Annotated in this window: 16 protein-coding genes; 10 read left to right on the forward strand and 6 right to left on the reverse strand. The window is 43.2% G+C overall.

The features are described from left to right. Positions 1-95: 95 nt before the first annotated feature. Positions 96-1,355, reverse strand: coding sequence for an NADP-dependent isocitrate dehydrogenase (icd, locus tag JMX94_RS00625; protein WP_201562326.1), 1,260 nt, complete (start codon positions 1,353-1,355; stop codon positions 96-98). 650 nt (positions 1,356-2,005) lie between these two features. Between icd and JMX94_RS00630 the strand changes: the two genes are divergently transcribed. After that, positions 2,006-2,632, forward strand: a complete 627-nt coding sequence (locus JMX94_RS00630; protein WP_201562328.1) for a pseudouridine synthase — start codon at positions 2,006-2,008, stop codon at positions 2,630-2,632. A gap of 259 nt (positions 2,633-2,891) precedes the next feature. Continuing rightward, positions 2,892-3,719, forward strand: a complete 828-nt coding sequence (locus JMX94_RS00635) for a DUF305 domain-containing protein (RefSeq protein ID WP_201562330.1) — start codon at positions 2,892-2,894, stop codon at positions 3,717-3,719. Between the two features lie 157 nt (positions 3,720-3,876). Here JMX94_RS00635 and JMX94_RS00640 read toward each other — a convergent pair whose 3' ends face one another. Beyond that, positions 3,877-5,886 (reverse strand): M61 family metallopeptidase, encoded by a 2,010-nt coding sequence (locus JMX94_RS00640; protein ID WP_374220384.1) that lies wholly within the window; start codon positions 5,884-5,886, stop codon positions 3,877-3,879. Between the two features lie 397 nt (positions 5,887-6,283). Between JMX94_RS00640 and JMX94_RS00645 the strand changes: the two genes are divergently transcribed. Next, complete coding sequence (locus JMX94_RS00645) at positions 6,284-6,769, forward strand: peptidylprolyl isomerase (protein ID WP_149490575.1); 486 nt, start codon at positions 6,284-6,286, stop codon at positions 6,767-6,769. Between the two features lie 529 nt (positions 6,770-7,298). Here the strand turns inward: JMX94_RS00645 and JMX94_RS00650 are convergent. Next, positions 7,299-9,509 carry a carboxy terminal-processing peptidase gene (locus JMX94_RS00650; RefSeq protein WP_201562450.1) on the reverse strand — a complete coding sequence of 737 codons (2,211 nt, stop codon included), beginning with the start codon at positions 9,507-9,509 and terminating at the stop codon, positions 7,299-7,301. Between the two features lie 572 nt (positions 9,510-10,081). Between JMX94_RS00650 and nagZ the strand changes: the two genes are divergently transcribed. Further along, positions 10,082-11,152, forward strand: coding sequence for a beta-N-acetylhexosaminidase (gene nagZ / locus JMX94_RS00655; RefSeq protein WP_201562334.1), 1,071 nt, complete (start codon positions 10,082-10,084; stop codon positions 11,150-11,152). A gap of 122 nt (positions 11,153-11,274) precedes the next feature. Here nagZ and JMX94_RS00660 read toward each other — a convergent pair whose 3' ends face one another. Continuing rightward, on the reverse strand, positions 11,275-12,879 hold the full coding sequence (locus JMX94_RS00660; RefSeq protein WP_201562335.1) for an OmpA family protein: 1,605 nt from the start codon (positions 12,877-12,879) through the stop codon (positions 11,275-11,277). 640 nt (positions 12,880-13,519) lie between these two features. Then, positions 13,520-15,130, reverse strand: a complete 1,611-nt coding sequence (locus tag JMX94_RS00665) for a hypothetical protein (protein ID WP_201562337.1) — start codon at positions 15,128-15,130, stop codon at positions 13,520-13,522. A gap of 544 nt (positions 15,131-15,674) precedes the next feature. Between JMX94_RS00665 and JMX94_RS00670 the strand changes: the two genes are divergently transcribed. From JMX94_RS00670 to JMX94_RS00695, 6 genes are all read left to right on the forward strand, one after another. Continuing rightward, entirely contained in the window at positions 15,675-16,283 is a 609-nt protein-coding gene (locus JMX94_RS00670) for a rhomboid family intramembrane serine protease (protein ID WP_201562339.1), read from the forward strand. Positions 16,284-16,478: 195 nt separating this feature from the next. Further along, positions 16,479-17,444 carry a metallophosphoesterase gene (locus JMX94_RS00675; RefSeq protein WP_201562341.1) on the forward strand — a complete coding sequence of 322 codons (966 nt, stop codon included), beginning with the start codon at positions 16,479-16,481 and terminating at the stop codon, positions 17,442-17,444. A gap of 116 nt (positions 17,445-17,560) precedes the next feature. Next, positions 17,561-18,121 (forward strand): 5-(carboxyamino)imidazole ribonucleotide mutase, encoded by a 561-nt coding sequence (gene purE / locus JMX94_RS00680; protein WP_201562343.1) that lies wholly within the window; start codon positions 17,561-17,563, stop codon positions 18,119-18,121. 298 nt (positions 18,122-18,419) lie between these two features. Then, positions 18,420-19,799 (forward strand): 5-(carboxyamino)imidazole ribonucleotide synthase, encoded by a 1,380-nt coding sequence (locus tag JMX94_RS00685; protein ID WP_201562345.1) that lies wholly within the window; start codon positions 18,420-18,422, stop codon positions 19,797-19,799. Beyond that, on the forward strand, positions 19,799-20,248 hold the full coding sequence (locus JMX94_RS00690) for a YaiI/YqxD family protein (RefSeq protein ID WP_021814375.1): 450 nt from the start codon (positions 19,799-19,801) through the stop codon (positions 20,246-20,248). The genes JMX94_RS00685 and JMX94_RS00690 overlap by 1 nt, the downstream gene beginning before the upstream one ends. Before the next feature lie 291 nt (positions 20,249-20,539). Then, positions 20,540-21,178, forward strand: coding sequence for an NAD(P)H-binding protein (locus tag JMX94_RS00695; protein WP_201562346.1), 639 nt, complete (start codon positions 20,540-20,542; stop codon positions 21,176-21,178). Between the two features lie 153 nt (positions 21,179-21,331). Here the strand turns inward: JMX94_RS00695 and epmA are convergent, their stop codons facing one another. Beyond that, on the reverse strand, positions 21,332-22,357 hold the full coding sequence (epmA, locus tag JMX94_RS00700; RefSeq protein WP_201562348.1) for an EF-P lysine aminoacylase EpmA: 1,026 nt from the start codon (positions 22,355-22,357) through the stop codon (positions 21,332-21,334). Positions 22,358-22,414 lie beyond the last annotated feature (57 nt).

Here is a 22,414-nt window from a genome sequence, read left to right on the forward strand (position 1 = left end):
ACCATAAAAAAAGCCACCTACATTGTTGTAGATGGCTTTTTAAAATATAACTGGGTAAAACTCAGCTAACCAAAGTTTCTTAACTTATTAGCCAGTTAAGCATCCATATGTTTAATAATGGCTTTACCGAACTCAGAGCTGCTGAGCAAAACAGCATCTGGCATCAAACGCTCAAAGTCATAAGTGACGGTTTTATTCTTAATCGCCCCTTTGATACCATCAATCACAAGGTCGGCAGCTTCTGTCCAACCCATATCGCGTAGCATCATTTCAGCAGATAAAATCAATGAACCGGGATTGACCTTATCTTGACCAGCATATTTAGGCGCTGTCCCGTGAGTTGCTTCATAAACAGAGATTGACCCACCTTTATTGGCACCCGGTGCGATACCGATACCGCCCACTTCTGCGGCCAGCGCATCAGAAATATAATCACCGTTTAAGTTTAACGTTGCGATAACCGAATAATCAGCAGGGCGCATGAGAATTTGCTGTAAAAAAGCATCGGCAATGACGTCTTTAATGACAATCTCATTGCCGGTTTTTGGGTTTTTTATCGTCATCCAAGGACCACCATCTAATAGTTCAGCACCGAAACGCTCAGCGGCAAGCTCATAGCCCCATTCTTTAAACGCGCCTTCTGTAAATTTCATGATATTACCTTTGTGCACGAGGGTGACACTCGGTAAGTCATTATCGATAGCATGTTGAATAGCTTTACGCACCAAACGCTGCGAGCCTTCTTTTGAGACAGGTTTAATACCGATACCGCAGTCATCGGAGAAGCGTATTTTGGTCACGCCCATCTCTTCTTTTAAGAATTTGATGACTTTTTTGGCATCATCACTGCCCGCTTTCCACTCGATACCTGCATAGATATCTTCTGAGTTTTCACGGAATATCACCATGTCTGTCAATTCTGGGCTATGCACAGGGCTTGGCACGCCTTCAAACCAACGTACTGGACGCTGACAGACGTATAGGTCAAGCTCTTGACGTAGCGCCACGTTTAGCGAACGCATACCGCCGCCAACTGGCGTGGTCAATGGACCTTTGATACTCACCACGTATTCGCGCAGAACCTCGAGCGTTTCGGTCGGCAGATATTCACCATCATAAATTTTCGAAGCTTTTTCGCCGCAATATACTTCCATCCAAACGATGGACTTTTTGCCTTGATAGGCTTTTGAGACCGCGGCATCGACCACTTTAATCATCACCGGCGTGATATCCACACCGATGCCATCGCCTTCGATAAAGGGAATAATTGGATGATTGGGTACGTTTAGTGTTAAATCAGCATTAACGGTTACTTTTTCGCCGTCTCTTGGGACGATTACCTTTTCATATGGCATGGGTCAAACTCCTTGATTGTATTTTTATAGTAGATAGCGCAAGCATCATGGCATCATTGGCATTCTGTTATCTTCGCTAGCTATTTATGTTTTGCTTTTGGCTTTAGCTAAGCAGCATAGCGAGTTAAACGCTAATTATTTGAGTAAAATATATTGAGCAGAAGGTACCGAGCAGAACATAGCTAAGCCGACATGCTTGGCGAGGTGATGTATAATAGTTTTAAGAGTAATATTTAAAGATATTGTTGATGATATGATTAACACTTATTTTTAATAATCATGGAAAAAATCAAAGCTACTGCAAAAATTGCTTGGTCATTTATCAACAAAATCAGATGTCATTACAATAAGTAAAATGACAAAAAAACTTTATAAAAAATGCATTAAATTTTTCAGATTTTGCGAATTAAGTCATACAAAAAACCGCAAGCTGCCTTAGCCATTGTACTAAGATAAAGCCTGCTTGATGATTTTTGTTTTGCATGAGCCATTTTTAGTTATCATTATGATAAATACCATAATTATAACATGGTTATCGATAGTTATAAGAGTAGCCTTATAGCTTGCGCGTTTTTTAGCAAGCACTTACGCTTTTAATACTACTTCTATTTATCCTACATTCAGTTTTTATCTTTGGGAAACGCTATTTTATGTCGACCTCCAGCCTGATTCTATTCAACAAGCCTTACGGAGTACAAAGTCAATTTCGTGATGACAGCAATAATGATCACAGTACCCTATCGCAGTATTTCACCGATAAATCCCTACGTGTTGCCGGTCGACTGGATGCCACCTCAGAAGGCTTGCTGATTTTGACCAGTGACGGACGGGTTAATAAAGCCATTACCCAGCCGCCCTCTGCCAAGAATTTTGCGCAAAGCAAGCAAAAACAAGGTAAGACTTATTTGGTACAAGTAGAAGGTCTGGTAAGCGCTGACCAACTAAAGCAATTGGCTGCTGGAGTCCAGTTAAAAGATGGCAAAACCTTACCGGCAACGGCGCTACTGGTTGATGAAGCGGATTTACCGATTGCGCTATGGCAACGCGATCCACCTATTCGTGAGCGCAAAAGTGTACCGACTTCATGGCTTATGCTGACCATCTATGAAGGCAAAAATCGCCAAGTCAGACGTATGACCGCGCATGTAGGCTTACCTTGTCTGCGTCTTATTCGCTGGTCGGTGGCTGGATTCGAGCTTGGGTCGCTTGGCGTTGGCGAATTTGTGCGTATTCATTTAAGTCGTGAGCGTTGTCAGCAATTAGGCGTTATTGATTAGGGTTATTAATTAGGTGTTTAACCTTATAACTTGTTAATGCCTAGTCACTTCAAGTACTTATTAATCAATTTTGCTGTTGAGATTGTTAAAGATATTACGACTTGTTAAACATAGCGTCTCGAATGAGCAAGGTTTATCTGCTAAGCTACAAAACCATATTATCTTTGGGCGATATCTGTATTTAATATGGCGGATATCGCCTGCAGCTTGCTTATTGTTTATCTGGTTCGTTATTTTTTATTGATAGTAAGGATATATCATGATTGCTTCTCGTCGTTTTACCTTGTTTGCCACTAGTATCTCTGCGGCGTTACTGCTGAGTGCTTGCCAGCCCGCAACAGAGGATACCGAGGTAATACCGGCAGAAGAAGCAATAACAACCACGACTGAGCCGTCTGAAACGGCTGACGATATGGACGCCCATGCTGGACATGATATGTCTGCGAGTGGCGATGTAGTAGACGAAGCACAAATGACCGACATGCTGAAAGACTATACGAAGTCGATGACCAGTATGCATAATGAGATGATGGTTGGTATGGGTTATAACGATCCCGATACCGCCTTTGCCAAAGGGATGCTCGGTCATCATCGCGGCGCGGTCGATATGGCAAAGATTGAGCTGAAGTATGGGACCGATGAAACCATGCGCAAACTTGCTCAAGACATTATCGACTCACAGCAAATTGAAATCGATATCATGAATAAATGGCTGGCCAGCCACCCTGATGCGCCCAAACCCAAACCCAATACCGAGGCCATGCAAGCGGCTTATGCTAAAGGGATGAATACCATGCATAGCGACATGATGCTTGGTATTGCCGAACCTGAGGCTGATATGGCCTTTGCGCGCGGTATGCTGCCGCATCATATTGGCGCAGTAGATATGGCTAAAGTACAGCTTCAGTACGGTACGGATGAAGAGATGCGCAAGTTAGCCCAAGACATTATCGATGCCCAGCAGCCTGAGATTGCGCTGATGCAAAATTGGATTACGGCTCATAAAGCCAATAAAGCGACGGTTAATGATGATGCTGAAGCCGTTATTGGAGATGAAAAAGAGATTAAAGAGAACGCTAAGTCTTAAGGCTAAATATTTAGGGCAGTAACATTTCTGCCTAATTTCTGCCTCTAACGATTTAAGCCTTAAAAATATAAAACCCTTGCTAAGCTGCGTCACTTAGCAAGGGTTTTTTAATGTCTAAATATATAATCGCTTTTAACCTGTCTAGCTACTCTAGCTATTAATTTTTATAGCGCGATATCGCATTAAGCCAAGCGTTTTCAGTATTTGCATAGTCTGCATATTCACCATCGTCTTCGCAGTCGGTACTAGTCCTTGCTAAACGTAAGCTGACGCTATGCGGAAATGCTTTTTCATTATCGTCATACGCGTCTTTATCAGCGAAATCAGATTTAGGTAAAACTTTCACTACTATAAGCTCATCACGGCGAAATAAATGGCATTCCACAGCGCGCGTGGCCTTACTAAGCGTTGCTAATTGCTTAGTGTCCGCTTTGATACCATCGATTGCGACGACGACATCATGGGCTGAAATGCCAGCCTTAGCAGCGATACTGTCACGTGTCACGCGATTAACCTTTAGACCCAGTGGCGTCTCACTACAGCGAATGCCCCATGGCACATGTTTATCCGCCGTCTCTTTGGTATTAGGGTAAATTTTAATACCATTTGCTGTGAGCAGCGCCTCTAGGGGCAGCTCTTCAACGCCATTAACATAACGGCGCTCAAACTCTTCCCAATCCGCTAATGGCATAAACTGCCCGATAACTGCCCCCATATCAGCACTACTGATACCGATGCGCTTATTATCACTTTGCTTTGCTTGACCATAAAAGGCTTTGACGACATCAAACAAACGATAACGACCTACGCTTTTTTCTAGTAAGGTTAAATCTAAGCATAACGCTACCAAGGCGCCTTTATTATAGTAACTGATACCTGCATTGCCAGTGTTTTCATCGTTGCGATAGAGCTTAATCCAAGCGTCAAAGCTCGACTCAGCAACGCTTTGATGCGCGCGCCCAGGGGTTTGATAATAGCGATTGATTTGTTCAGTGAGTAATTTAAGATAGCTTGCCTTATCGATGACGCCTGACGCTTGCAACATAAAATCATCGATATAAGAGGTAAAACCTTCAAACACCCATAGCAATGGCGTAAAGGCTTCGCGGCGTAAATCCACATCCAACATTACATCTGGACGGACAGTTTTTACCCACCATGCATGAAAGTATTCATGGCTGCATAAGCCCAAAAAGCGTTGATAATCGGCACTTGGCACTTTTGGCTCATCAGCATTGGGCAAATCGCGACGTAGGGTAATCAAACTGGTCGAGTTGATATGCTCCAGACCACCGTAATCCTGACCACTGGCAAAGGTCATAAAGGTGTAATCATTAAATGGCGCATCGCCGAGCCAATCTAGATAAGTTTGACAGATTTGAGTGACGTCTTGCTGCAAGCGTCCCATATTGGCGCTATGCTTACCGGCAAGATAAAAATGATGGCCAATCGTCTGGTGCTTATCATCTTGAATAATAAAATCAAAGCTATCTTGTTCAGCAATCTCAAACGGATAATCGATAAGTTCGTGATAGCTGCCTGCTTGTAGATTATATATTCGCAGCTTATCACCTTGTGATTGTACTGCATCAAGTCCACAGGCCAAGCGCACACGACTAGCATCCTTGTCGGCTAAAAATACCGCTGGCACGATTAAATCAACTTCTACCGCTTTTTGCTCTTGTCCTTCAATCGCTAAAGCAAGCGAGGTAAAATTGCCATATAAACGCTGCTGGTCGACATACGCAGTACGCACGGATAAATCATAACAATACACTTCATAATGGACATGTATGCTCTGCCCTGCGCGCACTTGTGGCAGCTGCCAAGTATTTTTATCTGTTTTTTGCGCGCGGTACGTGTTTGTTTTTTTATCACTGTCCGTGAGCTGACCATCTAATGTTTGATTGTTTAGAGTTTGGCTATCTAAAATTTTATAGTGAACCGCTGTGATATTACGGGCAAATTCGCGCATTAAATAGCTACCCGGTATCCATGCTGGCAACCACAAACTCGGCGCGTCAGTATCAGCGGTAAAGGTCAGCGCTACATCGACCAAATGCTCAAAAAAGCGTGTAAAGTCGAATTGGTAAGAGATAGGAGCGGTTTGCTGATTTAAAGTGCGGTTCAAAGTACTATTAGGCAAAGCTTGTGAAGAAGCAGTCATCATTTTTTCTTATCCTTATAATTTTCACTATTTATTTTAGTCGTACTATTTATTCACTACTATTATTATTATTGTTATGATCGTCTCTATGGTAGGAGTCATTATGCAAAAACGCAACTGGCAAACCTTACGCTGCTTATATTAAAGAGAGAAGAAGTCGTTAAAGAGCGTAAAAATCATATTTATTTACATTAATTCGCCGATTAATTGGCATTTTTTATGCTTTTAACCTTGAAACCGATAGGAGGCATCGCAATTAAAGATGCTAACTGCTAAAGTTACCCTAATAAACTGATGATAATTGACTAATGACGTGGCTATTTGGCTGGCTGATTGGCTTTTTTAGGTTTATTCCAACCGTATTTAAATTTTAATATCGACATATTTAGGATAATTTATGACTACTATCGCAAAAGACACTGCCGTCAAGTTCAACTACACTCTAAAAGACGACGAAGGTAACATCCTTGACCAGTCTCCAGAAGGTCAACCGCTTGCTTATTTGCATGGCCATAGCAACATCATCCCAGGTCTTGAGCAACAACTAGAAGGCAAATCTGCTGGCGAAAGAGTCAATGCCGTTGTAGAGCCTGCTGATGGTTACGGCGAATACCAAGAACAAGCGGTACAGCATGTACCACGTGAAAACTTCCAAGGCGTTGAAGATATCCAGCCTGGTATGCAATTTCAGTCAGAAGCTGGCGGTCAAGTTATGCTAGTGACCGTTACTGATGTAAACGACAAAGAAGTGACTGTTGATGCAAACCATCCATTGGCTGGTAAGCGTTTAACGTTTGACGTTGAAATCCAAGAAGTACGTGCAGCAACTGAAGACGAATTGAACCATGGCCATATCCATGGCGCTGGTGGCGTTGAGCACTAATCTCTTTTTGAGTTTAGCGTACCATCGTTAGTATGCTTAACATAGTTAGGCGAATACTTAGTTATTAACGATAGTATGGTCGTCTAACTAAAAAGGTCAGTAGAGCAATCTACTGACCTTTTTTTCGCACTACCATTAATACAATGTTTGCAATACAAGCAATTTTCTAAAAAAGCACCCTTATAAGCATTATCGAGATTGCAGACGTAACAAAGCCGCATAACGACAAGCATTATGCGGCTTTTATCACTAACCATCCATGTTAATGTTATTAGATACTTAATCCCGGAGCATCTTATAACGTTCAGGCTTCCAGCCTTATCATCCCTAATCAGCAAACCACCTATCCCTGATGCGACCTTTAAGATACCAATCCCTAGTACCTATGAACCTTTTCGTTCAATCGTGCCGTACAGTTATAATCGCAGATTGACCCAAGGTTAGTAAGAGGTCTAAACGTCAATGCGTGTAAGCATATGCTTACACGCATTTTTAGTGACAACAGAGATAGCCTAAAGAATACTATTTACTATAACTTTTCTTCTGGGCTAGCGAGTACTTTTGCATCAGCGCTGAGCATGATATAAGCGGCTTCATTAATGAAGGCTTCGTCTTCAGGTAGCTCAGGGCGCTCACTTTCTTTCATCTGACTACGCTCTTCAAATTTTGCATCCATCGCTGCTTGATAAGTATTCCAATTGGCATAAGGACGCTCACCTGTTGCGATAAGGCGCTTATTTTCAGCTTCCAACGAACGCTTCTCTATCAGCTGCATCTTAGCGCGGCGGCTATTGATATCGAGAGGAATTGGTTTTTTCTCATCTTCCATATTGCGAATATCGTTTAGCGTTGATAGATAAACAAACTGCGGGTTTTTCTGCTGACGGATTTTTGATTGCTGATTTAGCGTCGCTAACGTATTGGCAGAAAATTTACCTTCAGGCTTATAAGGCGCGGTTTTAATAGTATCCCAAGGCAAGGCTTTTTTCTGCGCACGCTCGCCAAAGGTCGCATCATCATAGATATTGACCAATTCAACATCAGGTACCACGCCTTTATTTTGCGTACTACCACCGGTAATACGATAGAATTTACGCTGCGTTAAGGTCGCTGAACCCAATGCTAAGCTATCAAGCTGAATCTGCGCAGAGCCTTTACCGGTCGTTGTACTGCCGACGACCAAGCCACGACCATAATCCTGAATCGCTGCGGCAAAAATCTCACTGGCAGATGCCGATGCTAAGTTAGTAATAACGACCATCTTGCCATCATATAACTGCTCGCCGCCGTCATCATCACGATAAACTTGGATATTGCCGCGATTGTCGCGGATTTGCACCAGCGGACCGCTCTTGATAAAGAAACCAAGCATCTTGGCAACTTCATCGAGCGAGCCGCCTGGATTGTTACGTAAATCAACCACTAGACCATCGATATTTTTTTTATTCAACTCTTTAAGAGCTTTTTCAGTATCAACACTGACGCTACGGTACTCTTCACCGTTACGACGGGCGCGATAGTTGAGATAAAAACTTGGTATCTCAAGGACACCGATACGTTTGGGCGTTTTATCGATATTAGGGCGCTGAACCTCGACGACGCGCTGGGTGACGCCAGATTCTTCTTGTTGAATAATATCGCGAACCACGGTTACGTTACGGGCGCTAGCGTCTGGGGTATTTGGTTGACGTACCTTAATAGTCACCGAAGTGCCGCGCTTACCACGAATCAAACCGACAATTTCACGCGTTGACCAGCCGACCACATCGGTCATGGTTTCGCCGTCTTTAGCGATACCGATAATCAAATCATTAGGTTTAATCTGACCAGACTTTGCCGCTGGACCACCGTCAACCAAGGTCACAATGCGCGTATAGTCTGGGTTTTTACGGTCAGGGCGAATAGAAACCCCAATGCCTTCTAATTGTAAACTGGACTGAATTTGCAGCTCATTGGCTTGAATCGGCGCATAATAATTACTGTGCGGATCATAAGTCAGCATCGCCGTATTCAAGATGGTTTCCATGATCTCGTCGTTTTTTAGACGGGTAAACTGCTCTTGCTGGCGTGATAAACGATTGAGCAAAATCTCACTCGGCGTGCGCTCATCATTACGCACCAAATCTTGTCCGCGCGTGATATCAGGATTGTCTAAAAAGACTTTTTCTTTTGCCTTCTCATCTTCTTGACCCAAAGTAATACTCATCAGCTGAAACTTCAGCTGACGCGTCCAATAATCACGCTGCTCTTTTTTGGTTTTAAAATGACTGAGCTTTTCGCGGTCAAGCACAATGCTATCTTTACTGGTTAAATCAAGATTTGTGTTTAGCAGCTTCTTTGCCATCGCGAAGTATTCATTAGAGCGTTTACGATAGCGCTCAAAAACTTCTACGCCAGCAGATAAGTCGCCACGTTTTAAGCGGGCACCAAATTCATCGGCATATTTTTTCTTAAATTCATCGACATCAGATTGCAAAAACAAGGTATGGTTTGGATCAAGGCTATCGATATACATGGATAGAATCTCACTACCCGTTGCGCTATCGAGCGGCTGATTGAGATAATGGCTACGATCCAGCAATGCCGCTACCTGACGGGTGGTGACCTGTTGCTCAGGGGTGGCTTTAAAGCCTTCAGTATTACTATCAGCTACTGCGGTGCCATAGCTTTGGGTAAGAATAAGACCAGCGATACCCACTGACGCTGCACTGAGTAACCACTGTGCTGGTTGTTTTTTCATCATATATACCTAATTATTTTAAGTGAAAAGTATGCAAAATATGCTTAGTTGTTATTCATATTAAAAGTTATCTAATAAACGGCTATCCACAAATCTGACTGTTTTTAACTGTATTATATTTAACATTAAACCATGCGATACGCTAGCATTAAAAGCGCGCAAACACATGATAGTTATTTTAGTTTTATCGTTAAAAAATCAATCAATACTAGCATGGCTATAAATACGCTGCTGTCTCAAACTGTATAAATAATCTTACCCGCCATGGCGCTGTGTCTTATGAGCCAACGAACGAACTTTCTATCAAACCTATTTATTGCTCTGACTAAATAAATACCAGATAGCTCATCAACATGAATGTTTTAAATCAATTAAGCCGCGACATTATGCTCATCTTATAATAACTGTCATAATATAACCAATATGGCACTAAACAGCGATAGCGAATAATGACGATAAATCATGCAGCTCACTGCTTAGCGCTTTTTTGAGCTTAGCGCTTCTTTGAGCTTAAATGTTTTTTTGACCATAAACGATAATATAACAAGGTATAGCCTAATAAGGATCACGCAATGTACGGCGTCTTAATGATTGATATCGATAGTACCGCACTGACTGCTGAAGATGTCAGTTTAATCAAACAAGCACAAGTGGGCGGGGTAATATTATTTGCCCGTAATGTGGCAGACGCGGCGCAAGTGCGCTCCTTATGTGACGATATACGCTATCACAATGCCGATATCTTGATTGGCGTTGACCAAGAAGGTGGGCGCGTTGCTAGATTACGTCACGGTTTTACCCCATTGCCCGCGATGGGCAGACTTGGTGAGTTATTTAATGAATACCCTAGCCGCGCCCTTAGCCTTGCTTACGACTGCGGTTATTTGATGGCGGCCGAAGTATTGGCAGTCGGCATTGATTTAAGTTTTGCGCCCGTGCTCGATAGAGACGGTATCAGCCAAGTTATCGGCGACCGTAGCTTTCATCATGAGCCGCAAGCGATTATTGCCCTAGCCAGCCAGTTTATGCGCGGTATGAAAGATGCCGGTATGGCAACTACCGGTAAGCACTTCCCCGGTCATGGTGCCATCGCCCCTGATTCACATGTAGCAGAAGCAATTGATACGCGTAGCTTAGATGAGATTATGAATAGCGATATGCAGCCTTTTGCGCAGACGTTGCCTTGGCTTGATGCCTTAATGCCAGCGCATGTGATTTTTTCCCAAGTCGATAATAAACCCGCCGGATTTTCAAAAATTTGGCTCAAAGACATCATTCGTGATCAGCTTAATTTTGATGGGGTGTTATTTTCTGATGATTTATCGATGGCAGGGGCACAAGCAGCAGGCGATGTTAGCGCCCGTGTCAAAGCGGCGATTGAAGCAGGCTGCGATATTGCCTTGGTCTGTAATGACCGCGTTGCTGCTCACGAAGCTGCCGCAGCAGCACAAGAGCTGCCCTATCCTGACCAAAAACGCATCAAGACCATGTGTGGACAGATACCTGTTTGGCAAGGTGACCTTGAGTCAACATGCCAGCAGTTTGATTATTGGCAACAAGCAAAAGACAACGTTTTACAGACTTTCTTTCTGGTTCAAACAGAAGCGCAAGCGGTTTTAAAAGACCCCACTACTTATAAATAATGCAGCTAACAAAAAAACTGATTTAACAAAATAAAAACCGCACCTTATCAAGATGCGGTTTTTTTGCTATTCAAATTTTATTTAAAGCTTACTGGTTATCCATCAGCGTCTCTAAAATGATACTAATTACTGGTACTTGCTTGTGGGTCTAATGCCGTACCACGACTGGCATCATCAGCATCAGGCATTAGATCATCATTGTCACTGTCTAATGGATTTAAGTCTGGGTCAAGCGCACTGTTACTAATCGCCATGCCATCGTTTGCATTTGCTGTCTCATCATAGACCACAAACTCAATACGGCGGTTACGGAAACGACCTTGCTCAGTGGCGTTTTCAGCAATAGGGTCAGTCTCACCCATACCTTTAGTCATAAGCTTAGTTGGATCAACGCCTTGCGCGACCAAATAATCTTTCATAGATTGGGCACGCTCTTCTGACAGCTTCATATTGTAAGCAGCATCAGCAGTTTTGTCAGTATGACCAATAATCATCAACTTCATATCTGGTACTTGTTCCATCAGTTTTACAGCGCGGTCTAATAGCGCTTTATTGGCATCAGGAATAACGGCTTTATCTACTTCAAAATTCACCACCTGTAGGCTGAGCGCACGAGCCACATCTTGAGGGTCAGGATTTTGGCCAAGGTTATCCATCGCTGCTTGAGACGCCGTTAAGCTGTTATCAATCTCAGCTTGGGCATCTAATGGCGCTTCTGGCTTGACGGTCATCGCTGGCGCCGCCGCTTGTAAATCTGCAACCAATTTATCTAATGCCGCAGCGTCAGGCGCATTAACGGTAATCGTATCGCCTTTGATTAACATGCTCGCATTCGGTACGTTTTTGACGATAGGTAATATAGATGCAAGCTGAGCGGCAGCTGGCATATCAATTGAGAAGTTATCATCGACATCCGCACGGCAATTATTGGCTTCATCGCCAAATGTGGCGGTCAGAGCGTCCATAACATTGCCCTGTAGCGTCTCATTACCAACGTTCATACGGCAAGCGTATAGCTCACTGTTTTCACCAGTCGCGATACGCAATGACGCAGGTTCGATATCCGCAGCAACCACTGATTGCCCGTCATCATTAACGGCTTGCTGCTCGGTAGCAACAGGCTTGCCGACTGGCTCAGGATTGTCTTGGCAACCTCTTAGTAGCGCCCACGCCAACGCCCCCAAGATAATCAGTCCAATAATCGGTAGCAGCGCTTTCATAAAGCTGCCTTTTTCTTCCTCTTCACGGTGAATGGGCGCGGTAGTGACCGTATCAGACACGCGAGCGCCAGCGGGTGCAGCTGCAATCATACCAGCAGGTAAAATTGCACTCGCCCATGCCGGGATATGATGCTGATAACTGGCAAGATTGTCATTTAAAAACTGCGGTACAGGCGTCGTTCCTGCCAAGCTTTTAATTTCGTGATAGGCCAGTGGCGCGGCCATCGCAATTAAACCGCGCGCAGCAGTAGCGTCAACATTATGTTTACCAGCCAGCTCACGAGCGATTTGGTCACGGTGCGCGCCATCCGTCCATACCCGATCATAAAACCCTTGATCATCACGGGCGATATTTTCATTAGCAAAACGATTATAGGTATCGTTATCGGCTAGGCGCGCGGCAAAAATAGCATAAAACTGTTCAAGCAAATTTTTCTTAGCAGGAGTGCGGTCATCTCCTAGCACTGCCGGACTGACCGTCCGCGTTAAGTGACTGATAATATCCATAATGTCATTCCTCAATGAATTGTTATTTTAAATGGCTTGTTTTATATAGCGTGCATTCTCAAAAAGTAGAGCGTTGATATTGATATTTTATGGCTGCTATTTAATATGAGCTCATGCGATTACTATTAAGTTAATAGTATTAGATAGCAGCCATAACTAGATTCAACTTTTGTTATTATAAAAGTATTAAGTATGTGTTCACAATCGACAGGCTGTTGTGCAATTGCTACGATAAGTAATGTTTCGGTTGTTACTCGTAACTGCAATGCTTAGAAAGTACAAATTACTAACATATGAACAGCTAATCGCTTAATTTTCAATGTGGTTAATAAGTTAAATAGAAGTTTGCACTAACTGTTTCAGGTATAGTCAGTTCAAAATAAAAACGATGCGTCAATAGTTATGTGCGACTGGTATAAATTTTCCTTGCTTGCTGCTATCACAGAGGCTACGAAAAATTCATCCCAGTCGCACTGTAACTGTTTTTCCAGATCTGTTTTTAAAGTTAATTCACTATAATACTTTTTTATTCTTATCTTCTTTATTTAGCGGCAAATAAAAAAGGAGTGCCGTCAATCATTGATACTGCACTCCTGTTAGCTTTTTATTTTCTACGCGTTTGTTATAAATATTCCCTTTATCATCTGACTTGAGCTGGCTCCGCCACGATAACACTGTTTGCCATATCATCGACTTCCGATACTGAGAAAGGGCCTGGTGGTTGCTTTGATGCTGGGCGGTCGTTATTCATAGCAGCGTTATTGCTAGGTTGGTCATACATCGGCGGATTATTAAAGTCATTATTACGGCTAGGCGCTGGCATCACGCTATCCCCCGTATCATCGTCCGCTGCTTGATAGTCACTATTGCTGTTAACATTACCGTTAATATTGTTATTAACATCATACTGATTATTGGCACCATTCATAGCCGCCATATCAGCTGCTCCCATAGCGCTATCATTATTAGGTAGTGGTAGCGGCGCGGTACTATCAACCATCATCGCCGGTACCAAAGTACGGATATCGGTGGCCAATTTTTGCAGCTGCATACTATCTGGCGCCTCCAAAGTCATGCGGTCATTTTGCAGCTGTAAACGAGCAAATGGAGTTGCTCTTAATAAGGTTAAAATATTGGGTAGCGCCTCGATAGGCATATTGGCAATACTATTGGCCACGCCTTCTTGCACCGTAAACTGACACATCGCCGCCTGCTCACCGAAGCTACTATTAAGCGCTTGTTGTAGCGTACTTTGGAGCGCGGCGTCACCGACAGAGGCGCTACAAGTATATAAATTGCCGCCATTATCGACGCCAACGATAAGCGCAACGGGCGTTAATACTTGCGCTGGCGGTTCAGCGACAGGCGGTATGACCGTGGGCGCCGGCACCACTGGTTCTACAGGCGGTGCGTTATTAGGCCTAATTAACAATGCCCATACCAGCCCAATCGCTGCCATTGCCGCCAATAATAAAAACACCCGAATCAATAAATCATTACGTTGGTTACGGGTACGTACTTTTTCTCGTTTTAGGCTGCTGTTTTCTTCTAGATGATGGGCCGCAGGGTTGGCGTGGATAGCACCCGTATCGATAGCCGCTGTCCTTAGACTATTATCAAAACTTTCATTAACAAGTTCTGTTGCCGTGTTCGGTTCTGTTATCAAGTTCGCAGAAGGATTTATCCTACTTGCTTCAGTGGCATCATGCTTATTTAATAAAACAGGCATAGCAGCTATCTCAGCTAGCGTGCTTTGAGCATTAAACAATTCATCCTCAGCATGTTGCGCCGCGGTAATCACTGGAGCCGCCCATATCGGCAGATAATGACGAAATGTAGGTTGCTGGCTTTGCAAAAATGCCGGCAAGAACTGCCCATTTGCCATTATTTTGAGCTCACGATAAACCAGCGGTGCAGCATTCATAATAAGCTTTTTTGTGGTGAACTCATCAATATGATGGGTAGCCGCAAGCTCTTGAATAATAACTTGGCGCGCGCTCGGTGCTTGCCATAATTGCTCAAATAACGGCGTCTCTATCATATTGTCATTAGCAATCGCTTGATCATCACGCAGTAACTGCGAGTAAACTTGTGGTAACGCCAAACGCGCCGCTAAAATGGCATAAAACTGCTCTAATAAGCTGACATGGGACACATTACCATTATCAGCCTGATTAGTATTGCCGTCATTACTATAGCCACCCAACACCGCTGAGGTCACCGTTTGTTCTAATTGGTCGATAATATTCATAAATTATTGCCTCTGTCGGCGTTGATTTAGGTTGTATAACGGAGATGTATTTTTTTAATTTAACTTTATATTCTAAAAATTGTAGGAAGATGAACGCGTCACAAGCAATATTGGTATATAAATTGCCTATCGTTTATAACTTTCATTACTTTTTAAATGACTATAAATTAAATAACAATGAATTTGACAACGCTTAATGCCATAAACCTAAACGACTGCCAGACCTTTATTATTAATTTTTAGGTCTATTATTAACTATTAGGTTTGGTCTTTATGCTGTCGTGAATCGTTACGGTCAGTATACGAAGCATTACTCATTCTGCCTGCTACGCTGTTATATTATTTAATATAAACGATTATTAAAGCATAATTTTGTCGTGTATTGGTTTTTTGCCTCGGCATCGCTGTTATTATTGCTAATATCATGCCTGAATGCTTTATCATTACTCATATTTAGTAGTTGTTATTGAGCCAAGATACTTGGGCTTTAAGCGTTACGATTTATATCATTGCCATCTATCAGGCTCGGCCTAAGGACTCCCCTTTGTTTAACCATACGACGCTTATTATTATCATCACCGTTATTGTCAGTTTATTGGCATGGCAAAACAAAGCCGTGTTTAATCGACTTATTTTCTATCCGCCGGCGGTGAAAAATGGTCAATGGGATCGCTTTGTGACGCATGGTTTTATTCATGCTGATGGGATGCATTTGCTGTTTAATATGTTTACCCTATACTTTTTTGGTCGTGCTATCGAAGGCTTATATCAGTCGTTTTTATTCGGTTATGGTTTCGTGGTTTTTTATGTATTGGCTATCGTTGTCGCGATGGTTCCAAGCTATATTAAACATAAAGATAGTGCCAGCTACTTAAGCCTAGGGGCGTCAGGCGGTGTATCGGCGGTCTTATTTGCTTTTATTCTGTTAGCACCATGGGAAAAGATTTATCTATTTGCCGTTGTCCCTATCCCAGCGATATTATTTGCGGTCGCTTACGTCGCTTATAGTATTTATGCGGACAAACGTGGTGGCTCTAATATCAATCATATGGCACATATGTGGGGCGGCGCGTTTGGGGTAATTGCGACCATTATTTTAGAACCTCAAGTACTACCGCACTTTTTAAATGCGCTCTTATCTCCTGGGTTTTAGAGGTGCTATTAAAACCAATTAATAAAGCTCAGTATTCAATTTTAGTAAAAAAACTGCAATCGAAGCTTGTTTGATAATGGCAGTTTAAATAGCTAAGTGATGATTCATTTATATCGCTATTTAGATCGCTTGGTATTGCTTAGTATCTTGCGCAAACTTATATTTAATAAAATATTTAAGAATTTGATAATTATTATGATTATAGATGTTATTGGTGATATTCACGGTTATGCCGACAAGTTGGTCGGACTCCTAAAGCAGTTGGGCTATGTTCATAACGGCACTCATTTTGTACCGCCAGCGGGTCATCGGGCGCTATTTATTGGTGATTTCATTGACCGTGGGCCACAGCAAGTAGCTTCGCTAGAGATAGTCTTTGCCATGTTAGATGCAGATGTTGCCGATGCGGTGATTGGCAATCATGAATACAATGCGCTCACCTTTGCCATGCTTGACCCAGAGCAACCTGAGCGCTATTTACGCTCGCATAGCGATGTTCATGTGCGCCAGCATGAAACCTTTTTAGCCGAAGTACCGTTTGGCTCAGAAGCGCATCAATATTGGTTGCAGCGCTTTTATGAGATTCCATTGTGGCTTGAGACCGACTATGCTTGCTTTGTCCATGCTTGCTGGGATGTCGATAGCATGGCGGTATTAAAGCCGCTATTGACTGCCGATAATTGCTTGACGCCTGACGCCGTTGTCGCCACGGCGCAAAAGCATAGCCCTGCTTATGAAGCGCTTGAGCGCGTGCTAAAGGGCGTAGAAACGGCGTTACCTGATGGTTTAGTCATGGTCGACAAAGATGGGGCAGCGCGCTCGCAAGTACGCGTGCGTTGGTGGCTTGATGAGCTGAATAAACGTACTATTCATGAGATTGCCCGTGCGCCAAGCTCAGGATTGGCACAGATTCCAAGCGATGCCCTAGCAGAAAATATCGAATTTGCCCTTAAAACTCATAAACCGGTATTCGTCGGTCATTATTGGCTAACAGGCGCGCCGCAACCCCTTAGCCCGCAGGTTGCTTGTACCGATTATTCGGCAGCGATTGATAGCGGTTATTTAACCTGCTATCAGCTGGATACCGAGCAGCCATTACCGCTTAAAGCCCATAACTTCGTACAGTATCGTCATGATGAAGACCCAAAGAGAGATGCATAAAAAAGATAAATGCATAAAATCAGCGTTATTTAGCCAGCTTTGCCATTAAACAGCAAACTTGGCTTTACGAAGGCAGCAAAATTTTTGTATGATGGTCCTTTTGAGGATATCAAAGCATGAGCACCCCATCGGCTAGCGTTACCCCTGTTGAGCAAAGCAGCCCAATTACCTCTCCTGCTGGTCAGCCAAAAGTAGGTATTATCATGGGCTCGCAGTCTGATTGGCCAACCATGAGTGCCGCAGCGCAATTACTTGCCGACTTTGATATTGCCTTTGAATGTGAAGTGGTGTCAGCGCATCGTACCCCTGATAGATTGTTTGATTATGCCAAAAGCGCCAAAGGCAACGGCTTGCAGGTGATTATCGCTGGGGCTGGCGGCGCGGCGCATCTGCCCGGTATGTGTGCCAGTCAAACGCCGCTACCTGTCTTTGGTGTCCCTGTAAAATCATCAATACTCAGTGGTTGGGATAGCCTGCTTTCTATCGTACAAATGCCAAAAGGCGTGGCCGTTGGAACCTTAGCGATTGGTGCAGCTGGCGCCTATAACGCTGCCCTACTTGCTATTCAGGTACTTGCCTTGCATGATGAATCAATTGCGACTAAGCTGGATAATATGCGTCAAGCGCAAACCGATACCATTCTTGCCAGCCCAACACCCGGTATTATTAATCAATAAAGTAAGTAAACTCAGCCAGATGGCGTTAAGTTTTGACAAAAATACCCTTAGCAGAACTGCAATATTAACCAAGAAATATTAAGCACAATCATCTGGTTTTTAAATCTCAATATCAAACTTGAATACCAAATCTAACGCTCAATATTCTAAACTTGATATTTTTACTCAGATGCGTTCTACTAAATACAAGGTGCATACAGTGCACCTTTTCCTATTTTAATCGCATAAGTTTTATCCCGTAAGTTTTAGATATTAGTACTCAAACTCCCTTATTCATTTTCAATGTAAAGAGCCTGCCATGACTACAGCGAACGCTTATCCTGTAACCCAAACCATTCGTACCATCGGTATTTTAGGCGGTGGTCAGCTTGGTATGATGCTCGCCGAAGCCGCCATGCCGCTCGGTTATCAGTGCGTATTTTTAGAAGACAATGCCGACTGTCCGGCCAGCCTATACGGAAAAGTTTTTCATAGCGAGCAATTGGAAGCATTTATTGCCGCAGCTGACGTCTTTACCTTAGAGTTTGAAAACACGCCTACTGCCACCGTTGAGCAATTGGCCAGCCTGTCAAAATCTGGCAGCAAACAAGGTATGTTTCCGCCACCGATTGCCCTTGATATCGCCCAAGATCGCTTAAAAGAAAAAGGCATGTTTAATGAGCTTGATATCGCTACCGTACCATTTATGGCGGTTAATTCTGAAGCAGAATTAAAGCAAGCTTGCGACGAGCTAGGATTGCCTATCGTCCTAAAGACCAGCCGCGGTGGTTATGATGGCAAAGGTCAGTTTGTCATCAAAGAAGAAAGTGATATTACCGTTGCTTGGCATGAGCTTAAAGATGCAGTTAGTGGTAAAGGCGCACTAACGCCAACGCCTGCTCCCCTTATTGCAGAAGGCTTTATTAACTTTAGCCGTGAAGTATCTATCATTGCTGCACGCGCCCAAAACGGTCAAGTACGCTGCTATGATTTGGTCGAAAACCATCATCATAACGGCATATTGGCCAAAACACGCGCGCCTGCCGTTGGTACCAGCCATTTGTTCCAACAAGCAACCGATGCCATTACCACGGTGATGAATCATCTAGGTTATGTTGGTGTGATGGCGCTTGAGCTATTTGTGAGCAAAGATAGGCGTGGTAACGACTATCTGCTGGCCAACGAGATTGCCCCACGCGTTCATAACTCTGGACATTGGAGTATCGAAGGCGCGATTACCAGTCAGTTTGAGAACCATATTCGCGCAGTGGTCAATCTGCCCTTAGGCGATACTGACAACGTCCACCCAGCGATTATGTTGAATGTGTTGGGTCAATATCCTGATATCAGCGCGGTGCTCAATATCGATGGCGCCCATTATCATAGCTACCATAAGGCTGAGCGCGAGGATCGTAAAATTGCGCATATTACCTTGATGCCAAATGACGTTGCTGACTTAGATATCGCCCTTGCTAAACTGGTTGCTGTGTTGCCTAATAAAGTCGGTCTTGATAAAAAGTTAGCGCCTACGGTTACCGAGAACCAAGCAAAAACACCAGAGCAAACAGCCAGCACTGAAACTGACCAAGCTGTAGAAGATGCTGCTATCAATGTTAAAGAGAGCCACCCAGAGGGTTTAGGAGATATAGAGAAGCTATCAAACGACCAGCTATCAAATACAGATAAGGCTCAGAAATAATGCAGATTTGGGTAGATGCTGATTCGGTGCCTCTGATTGCCAAAGACTTGATTATCAAAACGGCTGAACGCACCCAAACCATGGCGATATTTGTCGCCAATCAGCCAATCAAACTGCGCAAATCACCGCTGCTCGTCATGACAGTGGTGCCATCAGGGTTTGATAAAGCCGATGATTATATCGTTGAGCAAATCCAGCCAGGCGATTTAGCCATCACTAGCGACATTCCCTTAGCCAATGATATTTTAGATAAAGGCGGTATGGTTTTAACCACGCGCGGTATGGTCTATGATAAAAATAACATCAAGCAAAAGCTTAATATGCGCGATTTTATGGATACCATGCGTGGCACGGGCGTGCTCGAGCTGCAAGAAATGAGTGGCCAGAAACCTTATGGCGACCGCGATAAAAAAGCCTTTGCCGATGGTCTTAATCGCTTAGTACGTTAATTGGTGCGTTAATTTTCTTATGCATTATTGGACAGCTACCCTTTCTAACCTTTGTTCTAACTTTCTTATTCTTATGAATAGCAGCTTTTATAAATAACAGGCTTGCAAACCGTATACACTCCATAACCAAACACTATGCAAACGGCACGCTTCATAACGAAGTGTGCTCATCATTCTTGTTACGCTATATGCAGCTTTCAAAACAATCGGTTTTTGAATAATTGGTTTTTAAACGATAAATTTTAAAATAACGATAACGTATATAAAACGCATATAAAAATAGGAATGAATATGAAAATTTTAGTGATTGGCGCCAGTGGTCGAGTGGGTACAGATTTGGTTAAGCAGTTATTAGCAGATAACCATCAAGTGATTGGCACCACCCGTCAGGAGGAAAAACTCTTTACTGATGACAATTATAGCCAGTTAGATTTAGATATCACTGCCGAAAAAGACGCGATTCAGAGCCAAATTGATAAAGATATCGAGGCGGTCTATTTTGTCGCCGGTTCAGGTGGTAAAGATGTCTTAGAAGTTGATTTACATGGCGCGGTTAAAACCATGCAGGCAACAGAAGATAAAGGTATCAAACGCTATATCATGCTTAGTACAGTATTTTCATTAGATACCAGCAAATGGAATCAGCCTGGTATTGCCGATTTAAAAGAATACTATATCTGTAAGCATTACGCCGATCAGTGGTTGGTTAATAACAGCAGCCTTGATTACACTATCGTGCAAGCAGGTGCGTTAAAAGAGCGTGCAGCAACGGGTAAAATCACTATTAATGATGACAATGCGGGTGAAAACTCAATTGCAGATGTGGCTACGACGTTGGCAGCTGTACTCAATGCTGATAATACCAATAAGAAAGTCTTTAGCATGCATAATGGTGAAACTGCCATTGATGCAGCGCTTGCTAAACTGTAATAAACAAAAGTTATAATAAACAATCTGCAGCTTTGCAGCATTATAAAAAACAGTACCAGAATAGAAAAGCGCGTAAGCCTTCCGGTTTACGCGCTTTTCTGTTCTGGTTTTTTTTAATCATTGTCGGCTATGTCAAAATCCACTAGCAAGCAATTAAGCCAAGCCACTGGGAAAAGGAATCACGTCCTCTAAGCTACTAGCCCCTGTTATAACCATCAGCAATCTATCAATACCGACGGCGATACCACTACAAGGTATTAAATCATCAGACGCTGCTAATAAATACTCATCAATTGGCATTTGTGGCAAGTTATGATGCTTGCGCAATTGATTGTCGCGCTCAAAGCGCTCTCTTAATGCCTGCCCATCTGCCAGCTCATCATAAGCATTGGCAATCTCAATACCATTAATATAAAGCTCAAAGCGCTTAGCAACTGTATTGCCGTCTTTATCTAGCGCAGTTTTTGCCAATGCAGCCGTTGCAGGGGGATACTCTATAATCAACGTCGGCAAATCATGACCCAAATTTGGCTCGACAGCATGACTAAATAGTAAATCCAACCAGCTTTGACGAATATCTTCTTCACTATTGGTGGCGCCATTTTCTGCACTATTAAAATCAAACCCTGTCAAACCCTTATCTTCTGCCACCGCTTGTAGCGCCGCAATACTGGCAGTCAGTGGATGAATACCAACAAAGTCCATAAAGGCATCGACATAACGGTAATGACTCAGCACAATCGGATAACCATATAGCGCTTCTAATAGCTCGCCCAATTCAGCCGCCATATCATCTAAGCTGTAGTTCGGCTGATACCATTCGAGCATGGTAAATTCAATATTATGACGCACACCTATTTCATTATCTCGAAATACCGGACAAATCTGATAAATGGGCACCTGCCAGCTGGCAAGTAGCCGCTTCATGGCGAACTCAGGCGACGTATGCAGATAATAGGTGCAAGGTTTATCTTGGTAAGTGACCTGCGCCGCTACTGATTGCAAAAAGGTATCGGTATTGCCTGCTTGCGATAACAAGGGCGTCTGCACTTCGAGCACGTGACGCGTGGCAAAAAACTGCCGAATAGCACTCATGAATTGCGCACGCTTTTGTGCCATTGATACGGTCATGGTCGGCGCATAGCTGGGTTTAGAAAAGGAATTACTTGCTTGAGTCATTATTATTTACTGCAATTTAAGGATAAAAAATAGATTTTAAAATGATGTTTTAAGTTT

The sequence above is a fragment of the Psychrobacter sp. CMS30 genome, assembly GCF_904846565.1.
Taxonomy (GTDB): Bacteria; Pseudomonadota; Gammaproteobacteria; order Pseudomonadales; family Moraxellaceae; genus Psychrobacter; species Psychrobacter maritimus.